Annotated in this window: 6 protein-coding genes; 2 read left to right on the plus strand and 4 right to left on the minus strand. The window is 39.9% G+C overall.

Annotation, left to right across the window (positions count from 1 at the left end):
- Nucleotides 1-300: 300 nt before the first annotated feature.
- From F6K15_RS31390 to F6K15_RS31400, 3 genes are all read right to left on the minus strand, one after another.
- A complete protein-coding gene (locus tag F6K15_RS31390) occupies nucleotides 301-1,599 on the minus strand; it encodes a dihydrolipoamide acetyltransferase family protein (protein ID WP_293069044.1) in 1,299 nt (432 codons plus the stop codon).
- 402 nt (nucleotides 1,600-2,001) lie between these two features.
- On the minus strand, nucleotides 2,002-2,451 hold the full coding sequence (locus tag F6K15_RS31395; RefSeq protein ID WP_293069047.1) for a YlqD family protein: 450 nt from the start codon (nucleotides 2,449-2,451) through the stop codon (nucleotides 2,002-2,004).
- 247 nt (nucleotides 2,452-2,698) lie between these two features.
- On the minus strand, nucleotides 2,699-4,627 hold the full coding sequence (locus F6K15_RS31400; RefSeq protein WP_363269110.1) for an AMP-binding protein: 1,929 nt from the start codon (nucleotides 4,625-4,627) through the stop codon (nucleotides 2,699-2,701).
- An 890-nt stretch (nucleotides 4,628-5,517) separates the two neighbouring features.
- Here F6K15_RS31400 and F6K15_RS31405 point away from each other — a divergent pair.
- Nucleotides 5,518-6,918: a serine/threonine-protein kinase gene (locus F6K15_RS31405; protein WP_293069052.1), complete on the plus strand. Its 1,401-nt coding sequence runs from the start codon at nucleotides 5,518-5,520 to the stop codon at nucleotides 6,916-6,918.
- A 605-nt stretch (nucleotides 6,919-7,523) separates the two neighbouring features.
- Here the strand turns inward: F6K15_RS31405 and F6K15_RS31410 are convergent.
- Nucleotides 7,524-7,730: a hypothetical protein gene (locus F6K15_RS31410; protein WP_293069055.1), complete on the minus strand. Its 207-nt coding sequence runs from the start codon at nucleotides 7,728-7,730 to the stop codon at nucleotides 7,524-7,526.
- A gap of 307 nt (nucleotides 7,731-8,037) precedes the next feature.
- On the opposite strand from F6K15_RS31410, the gene F6K15_RS31415 reads away from it, so the two are divergent.
- The coding region (locus tag F6K15_RS31415; protein ID WP_293069058.1) for an ABC transporter substrate-binding protein at nucleotides 8,038-9,107 on the plus strand (1,070 nt) is incomplete at its 3' end.

The raw sequence follows: 9,107 nt of genomic DNA on the forward strand, positions 1-9,107 counted from the left end.
GTGAGGGAGTGGGGGAGTGAGGGAAAAACCGAAATATATCGTTGGAAATATTGGAGAATAGTATTGATAATTGCAGTATTTCTTTAGTACTATCGGTACTGTCAGTCCTTAAATTTTATTATAACTGACCCGTCCGTTAGCGTAGCTCCCCCGGAGGAGGAACATGATATTAAAACAGTAGGGGCGAATGACATTCGCCCTTACAGAATTATTGCCACATCTCCCCACACTCCCCACACACCAATGCTACCAGATTTGATCTCAGTAGGGCAAACGGCCGTTTGCCCCTACAATACTCGCCTACATAGTCAAAGACTGAGGGTTAGTTTCAATCAATTTTGCTAAATCTTGCAAGAAAGCAGCAGCATCAGCACCATAAATTATTCTATGGTCGCAAGTAATATTCACCTGCATTTGTCGCTTAACTCCAATCATCCCATCAGCAGTTGCTACTACCTGGGGTTGAGATGCACCGATCGCCAAAATTGAACCCTGACCAGGTGGCAAAATAGCATCAAACTGATTTACTCCAAACATTCCTAAGTTAGAAAGAGTAAACGTACCAGTGCTGTATTCATCTGGTTGCAACTGCTTTGCCCGCGCCTTTTCTACTAAACCTTTCCAGGTGCGAGATAGAGAATAAATATCCATTTTGTCAGCATTTTGCAATACTGGTGTAATCAAACCACCATCGGGCATTGCTACCGCCACTGAAATATTAATCCCAGAAGGATACTGAATACCTCCTTCCACATAAGCAGCATTTAATAAAGGATGTTGTTGCAAAGTCATTGCGATGGCTTTTGCTAACATCGCAGTCATTGTCACACCCTTAGACTTAATCTGTTTATACAACCCATCTAAGTTATCTGTCGCGATCGTGTAACCAACATGGAAAGTAGGCACAGATAAACTGACCATCATATTTCGCACCACTGCATTTTGCAGGGTATTCATCTTGACAACTTGTCCGGGAGTCACCGGAGTTGGAGGTGCAGATGGTGGAGGTGGAGCAGTAGGAATAGATGGTTGACCAGGAATAACGGGAGTCACGGCCTTCGCAGGTGCAGCCGCCGGAGTGGGAGCACTACCTGTCGCCATTTCTACATCTTCTGCCACAATGCGACCATGAGGCCCAGTTCCTTTGAGAGTACTTAAATCTACCTTCAATTTTTTGGCCAACTTCCGGGCACGAGGGGAAGCAATAATCCTTCCATTACGCCGACCATTGTTCTCTTTTGTTTCTGTTGTGACAGAAGTGGGAGCTGTAGCAACAGCGCTTGCAGAAGTAGAAGCAGCAGGAGCAGTTTCTTGCTTGGCTGTAGTACCTCCTTGCTGTTTAGCTGTTTCAATTTCGGCCTCTGTTTCAGCCAATAAAGCGATCGTGGACCCTACCGCTGCCACATCACCAGCTTCCACAATTATATTGGCCAGATATCCAGAAAAAAAGGATTCCACATCCATATCTGCTTTATCTGATTCAACCACTACTACTGTTTCACCTTTTTCCACCCAATCACCAGTGGATTTTTGCCAAGAAACAATTTTACCCTCGGTCATAGTCGAACTAAGGGCAGGCATGAATACTTCGTTAATCATTTTAGTTTTCCGTTATTTTTTTTGTCGATCAATTATCAGGAAAGGCAGAGGGCAGGAGGCAGAAGGGAATTCCGATCAGTTATCAGTTATCAGTTATCAGTTATCAGTCATCAGTTATCAAAATAATTGGGTCGCGCCACCGCGCCTTTTAAGGCGAAATATTTTTGGATCGAAGCTCAAATCCCCTACTTCCCCTCCCCTCCTGGGAGGGGTTAGGGGTGGGTTGGGAGGGGGAGGGGCGAGGGGTGGGTTAACTTCTGACTTCTGACTTCGTTAACAGTACCTCCGGCTAAAACCAGAGGCTTGAAATACTGAAGTTTACTTTTTAGGGGAGGCTTGAGACCCTCTTTTTTGGTGAGTCCACTACCTACTACCTAACACCTAATACCTTCTTTTTTCCTTCTAAACCTCACCTCGTACTTCTTCAATTACCCCATCGCGGAGGAGAACTTCTACTTGCATTTTCTTGATCAAATTATCTCCTACATCAGCAGTAAATACACTTTCAATTTGACCTTGACTCACTTCTTGCTCTAATTCCAAAGTTTGTACTTGTTGTAATTGTTGTAAAGCTTGATTTTTCTGCTCTACAAACTCATTTTTCTTTTGGCTGATCTGTGCTTGTATACTATTAATTTGCTGTTGTACTTGAGGGCCTGGAGGTTGTACACTTTGCTTCCTAATTTCAGCAATTGCCTTTTGCCCTTGTATTTCAATCTGTTGTAATTGGCTATCTAAATTATTAATTTGGGTTTGTAGTTGTTGTTGGGCTTCTTCTTTCCAGCGTGGGGTAACGACTACTCTAACGTTAATCGCTCGCTTTAAAAGTAATTGTGTTTGAGAATACTCCATAAAAGTTGTTCTTGTCAGTTTATTTTTGTTTGCACATAAGGGCGAGAATATTGATTTTAGACTTTAAGATTTTAGAACATCTAGATGATGCTCAATCCAAAATCTAAAATCTCCAATATAGCAGGGAACAGGTAACAGGGAACAGGGAATAGGGAGAAAAACATTTCCCTGTCTGAGGTTCATTATTTGAACTCCCCATTTTATGCCTTGAGAGCTGACCACTGACCGCTGACTGCTGAATGCTATTTCAATCAAACATCTTGTTAATCATATCGCGGTAATGGTCCGTGACAATGGGACGTTTGATCTTCATCGTTTGGGTTGTCATGCCATTTTCTACCGTAAACGGTTCCAGAATCAAGCGAAAAGGTCCAATACGGTCATCGGGCCGATATCCGGGGCGATTTTTTACCTCCCGATTCAATTCCTGGCGGAACAATTCTTGAATGGTCTGACTTTCCCAATCAATCTGTGGTTGAGATTCTGAAGGATTGAGTTGAATAGCCCATTGTTCCACTGCTTCAATATTAGGCACGACTAAAGCACCCAAAAATTTCTGGTCTTGCCCCACTAGCATAATTTGGTCAATATATTGACTGCGGGCACAAGCATCTTCAATGGGCTGAGGTTCAATATTTTCCCCATTAGTCAGAACAATTGTATCTTTTGCCCGACCAGTTAATACCAAATCATTTTCTGGGGTGATCCAACCTATATCACCAGTATTAAACCAACCTTCGGAGTCAATAACTTTCTCAGTCGCTTCGGGATTTTGATAATAACCAGCCATAATTTGTGGCCCCCGTGCCCAAACCACACCTTTATTACCAACTGTCAGAGTTTTGTTAGTTTCTGGATCTACTACTTTAATTTCAGTAGCTGGAATCGGTTTACCAGCAGACCCCCGGAGATTGTTCCAATAGTGTCGAACAGTTAAAACTGGAGAAGTTTCGGTTAAACCATATCCTACCAATAAACCTATACCAACTATTTCAAAGAAGTTTTCTAAGTGCATTGCTAGAGAACCGCCCCCACTTATGGCAAATTTCAGGCGACCTCCAGTAGCTTGGCGGATTTTTTGATAAATGATTTTTTCTCCCAGACGATGAAGAGGTAATAATATCCAACTTTGTAAAGTAGCTAGCAATTTCTGAGACTGAGATGGTGGGTCAAGTTGCAAAACTAATCCTTGACTAATACGCCTAGCTTCTATGTAACGTTGACTTACGCCTAGAAAAAATTGAGCTAACTTTTGTTTATTAGCTGGTTGTTCTCGTAGTTGTTTTTGTACCCCCTCATAAATTAATTCCCAAACTCTAGGCACGCTGGTGACGTAGTGGGGTTTATATTCTTGGAAGTCTTTTTTCAGAGAACGTTTATTAGTATAAACTTGGGTACAACCTTGGGAGAGGAAAAAATATTCTCCTGTCCTACCAAAAGTATGCCAAGTTGGTAGGATATTTAGGGAGCATTCTCCTGGATTAGGTTGAATAAGTGCCCCGAGAACATTAATTTGATAGAGCAGGTTGCCATGGGTCAGCATGACACCTTTGGGTTTGCCAGTTGTGCCAGAAGTGTAGAGCAAAGTAGCAAGAGTTTCGCGGTTTTGCTTAGTGGGTTTGAGAGGGCGGTCTTCTCCTGTAGCAATGACTTGAGAAAATTTAACTACAGGTAGACTTTCGTCAGGGTTTGGGTCTTCTTCAGACAGCAGAATAATTATATGTATAGGTAAGTCTTGTAGGCGATCGCTCAATTTTTTCAACAAGGCCAAATTTTCCACGACCAAACTCACACTGCCACTATGTTGAAGAATATAAGCCAATTCTTCGATATCCGCAGTCCCACTTCTTACCACATCTGCTCCCCCTGCAGCAATAATACCTTGGTCAGCAATCATCCAGCGAGGGCTATTGTCAGCAAATAAGGCCACTCTTGGAGGTATTGATGCTTCATTTTCCGTAGGGACAACCCCCAATGATTGTAGACCGGCAGCAAATTTTTGAATCTGTTCGTTTAGCTCTGCATAAGTAAATTTGACCTCTGGTTTGGTATGGGGGTCATGGAGAGCGATGGTCTGATTATAATGTTTGGCAGCCAGTGGCCATATTTCTGAGAGAGATTGAACTGAGTTGTAGAGAGTGACTTTTTGAAGATTGGCACGTTCGCGATCGCTCATTTGCCAGGAGTCGGGAGAGTCGAGAGGTTGTACTGATGTAGTCATTGTCTGCTTCCTAAAAATATTGGTTATAAATCTAGTATCTGAGAATTTTGGGCAATTTTACTAATGTTGAGGGACAGTTTACCAACTTACCCCTGCTATTGATTTTCTTTCTCTTATCTTGGCAGAGTATGAGGTTTTTATTAAGTAGGGGCGAATGGCATTCGCCCATACAATGGCATTCGCCCATACAAAAGTTTTTAGAAGTCAAAAATTAGAGGTTAGAGTTAGGAGATATTAATTCTTTTGATATATTGATATGTATATTTTCTTAATTAGGGTTTGCTGATTAAATATCAAAGTATTGACTGATATTAGTTTTAGTATTTTTTTGTCTAAAAAAGTGCCAGCTTTTCAGCTCAAAAAGCTCATGCACGCTAGTATTTTGGGACGATTATGGCATAAAAATCACTCTTAAAATTTTTCCGACTACCTCCTAATTAATTCCCATTTCTCCTGTATTCTGTCTCCTGTCTCCTGTCTCCTACCCCTACTAAAAGACTTTTTCAGCAAACCCTAATTATCAAAATTTCCGATTTTAATATTGTTAATTTAACGAAAGTTAGCCTATAGAAACTGATGTAAAAGATGAAAATTAACGTAAGCATTTCCTGCGGAATGCTGCCCAAACAGCTATTAGCTGTCAGCTTTTGTAGTAAGCTCTAATTTGGCGTTAATTAATCAGGACTTACGCAGAGACTCTACATATAGGGAGGGCCAATACCATTCGCCCCTACAAATGGTGGTTTAAAAGTAAAATTGCATAAGTCTTGTTAATAAAACTATTATCTAAAACCAGAAACAATAGCTGATAGCTGATAGCTTACAAATTAACTTTCTTAAAAATAATGACTAGCAGAATACTTAAGCATCGTTATAAAATTATTTCAGAGTTAGGAAAGGGTAGTTTTGGAACTACTTATTTAGCTACGGATCTAGAGCATCCCAATCATCCTCAATGTGTTGTTAAACAACTAACTCCATCAGACCCCAGACCGAAAGTTTTTCAAGTGGCTAAAAAATTATTTGAAAAAGAAGTAAAAGCCTTGCAAAACCTGGGGAAACATAATCAAATACCTACATTTTTTAACTATTTTGAAGAGGGAGGGCAATTTTATTTAGTACAAGAATTTATTGAAGGAAATGACTTAGCAAAAGAGATTTATTTTCAAGGAAGATTTACAGAAAATGAGACCGTTAAACTATTAATTGAAATCTTAGAGGTTTTAAAATATGTACATCAGCAAAATGTAATTCATCGTGACTTAAAACTACAAAATATTATGCGGAAAAAATCTGATGGCAAAATTGTCTTAATCGATTTTGGAGCAGTGAAAGAAATTAAAGTATTAACAGTGACAAGTGGGGGTCATGCAACTACAACAATAGCAGTAGGAACTACTGGATATATGCCTAGCGAACAAGCAGCAGGTAAACCTAAATTTTGTAGCGATATTTATGCTGTGGGAATGATAGGTATTGAAGTATTAACTGGAATGCGGATAAATCAGTTTCGTGAAAACCCATCCACTGGTGAAATTATTTGGAAAGATCAAGTTAATGTGAGTAATAATTTAGGTCGAATTCTAGATAAAATGGTTGCCGAATATTGGAAAAATCGTTATCAAACTGTTGATGAAGCGATCGGCGAATTAAGGAAGATTGGTAAACGCCCACTTTCTTATAAACCTTTAGGAATTGCTGCTAGTATTGCTGCTTTGCTTGGTGTTGCTTTGTTTGGTGTTGCTTCTATCTTCTCAAAAGGAGTCATAGAAGCGGGACAGGGGAAAGATGTGGAGGCAATGTACAATAGTTTAGATGCTTTGGCAGAAGCAGGACAATGGCAGAAGGCAGATCGACAGAATTGGCAATTAATCAACCAAATTGGCGATCGCGATGGGGATTACTCTTACATATCTGTGTCAGAAGCAGAGCAATTTTCTTGCCCAGATTTGGAGCGAATTAATCAAATTTGGACACAAAGATCGAAGGGCAAATTTGGCTACACTGCTCAACTTCAAGTAATTGATGAGAATGGGGATACCCTAGAAGCTTTTCGAGATGATGTTCGAGCTTGGCGACGGTTCGCGATCGCCGTAGGATGGAAAACGGGAACAGATAAGGATGACGATGGTTACTTCAAGAAGAACGACCTTCAGTTTACAATAGATGCTCCAAAGGGACACCTCAGTACCGACGGTGAAAATTTTGCCTTAATTCTAACTCGCGCTGCCCAGTGTCAATTATGACAAAAGGAGGTTTAAAGACTTTTTCCAGTTCTTTGTTTATACATACATAAGACTTACGCATGAACGCTATTGGTAGCTATTGGTAGGGTGTGTTTCGCTCCGCGACATGAAAAGTGCTAGCGTAACTGAGCGAGCCACCTTATGTAGTGCTTTTGCGTAAGTCCTGATACATATATTCTAGGGATTACGCAGATAAGCTATATATAGCGCTAATAACTATTGGACAATAGTACTTGCACTCTATAAATAGTGCCTTTGCCTAAGTCCTGTATTCTTCTTTCTTCTTCTTTTTTCCCCTCCACGGTCGGGGTTAGAGGTGGGTTGACTCCTGACTCGGTCGTTCCCCTCCACGGTCGGGGGAGGGGCGAGGGGTGGGTTGACTCCTAAGTAATTAAGATTAATATCATACATAGGAATTACGCAAATAGGCTATATATAGCGTTCATAACTATTGTCCAATAGTACTTGCACTCTATAAATAGTGTCTTTGCCTAAGTCCTGTATTCTTCTTTCTTCTTCTTTTTTCCCCTCCACCGGAGCAGTAGGGTTGGGTTGACTCCTAAGTAATTAAGATTAATATCATACATAGGAATTACGCAAATAAGCTATATATAGCGTTCATAACTATTGTCCAATAGTACTTGCACTCTATAAATAGTGCCTTTGCCTAAGTCCTGTATTCTTCTTTCTTCTTCTTTTTTCCCCTCCACGGTCGGGGTTAGAGGTGGGTTGACTCCTGACTCGGTCGTTCCCCTCTTGGGAGGGGTTAGGGGTGGGTTGACTCCTAAGTAATTAAGATTAATATCATACATAGGAATTACGCAAATAAGCTATATATAGCGTTCATAACTATTGTCCAATAGTACTTGCACTCTATAAATAGTGCCTTTGCCTAAGTCCTGTATTTTTCTTTCTTCTTCTTTTTTCCCCTCCACCGGAGCAATAGGGGTGGGTTGACTCCTAAGTAATTAAGATTAATATCATACATAGGAATTACGCAGATAAGCTATATATAGCGTTCATAACTATTGTCCAATAGTACTTGCACTCTATAAATAGTGCCTTTGCCTAAGTCCTGATACACTAATTTACAAACGCCAATTTTTATTATTTTTATTTATGAACAAGATATTACGAGTTAAACTACGAAGACTAATAATCCTTAGTTTCATAGTCTTTATTGTCATTTCTTGTGCTGAAAATTCTCCTAAATTTAATGGTGACACTATTTCAGAGCGTATTACATTTGGAGAGAAATCCTTAGCAAATCCAGAAGATGTTAGACCTGAAAGAGAAAGAGGAATTAATTCAATTGCTAATAGGAATTACGATCGAGCATTTAGAACTTTAACTAATTACCTGGAATCAAAAACTAACGATCCAGAAGCACGAATTTTTCTGAATAACCTAGAAGTTGAAAAGAGTAAAAAACCTTACCATGTTATTGCTGTATCTATGCCAATTAGTAGTAATTTGAATAGTTCTCTAGAAATTTTGCGTGGAGTTGCTCATGCCCAGTATGATTGGAATTTTTCTAGATCGGGTGCTGAAGGAATGTTGAAAATAGCAATTGCTGATGATGATGATAATGACTCTAATAACGGTACAAAAATTGCGGAAGAAGTTGCCACAGAGTTAGCCAAGAGAAAGGAAATACTAGGAGTAGTTGGACATTACTCAAGTGACACTTCCATAGCAACAACCAAGATTTACCAAAATGATCAGCTTGTATCTATTTCTCCTGTTAGTACCTCTGTTGAACTCACAGATAACACCCCTTATTTTTTTCGTACCGTACCTAGCGATCGAGCAGCTGCAGAAGCATTAGCAAAATATGCTCAGACTCAGTTAAACTCACTAAAAGCAGTGGTGTTTTATAACTCAGATAGCAACTACAGCAAATCACTACGTCGAGAATTTATCTCTGATATAGGGGAATTGAATATTATAGAAGACCCAGATTGCGATCTATATACATGGTCAAAAAATCCTAAAGATTGGCGTGGGAAAGCAACTAAAGTTCTGAATAGGGTAAAAGATTCAGCAAATGTGTTAATGCTAGCTCCCGGCTCAGGTTATTTAGATCAAGCTCTGGAAATAGTTCAGGTTAATCAAGGGAATTTACCAGTATTAGGTGGAGATAATCTTTACTCTGCAAAGACTCTTGAGAAAGGTGGAGATAGTGCTGA

It is taken from the genome of Okeania sp. SIO2B3 (genome assembly GCF_010672525.1).
GTDB lineage: Bacteria > Cyanobacteriota > Cyanobacteriia > Cyanobacteriales > Microcoleaceae > Okeania.

Excerpts from the sequence above, each read along its gene's own strand:
- F6K15_RS31405 (WP_293069052.1), top strand. The coding sequence starts at position 5,518 with ATGACTAGCAGAATACTTAAGCATCGTTATAAAATTATTTCAGAGTTA.
- F6K15_RS31400 (WP_363269110.1), bottom strand. The coding sequence starts at position 4,627 with ATGAGCGATCGCGAACGTGCCAATCTTCAAAAAGTCACTCTCTACAAC.
- F6K15_RS31410 (WP_293069055.1), bottom strand. The coding sequence starts at position 7,730 with ATGTATGATATTAATCTTAATTACTTAGGAGTCAACCCACCCCTAACC.
- F6K15_RS31390 (WP_293069044.1), bottom strand. The coding sequence starts at position 1,599 with ATGATTAACGAAGTATTCATGCCTGCCCTTAGTTCGACTATGACCGAG.
- F6K15_RS31395 (WP_293069047.1), bottom strand. The coding sequence starts at position 2,451 with ATGGAGTATTCTCAAACACAATTACTTTTAAAGCGAGCGATTAACGTT.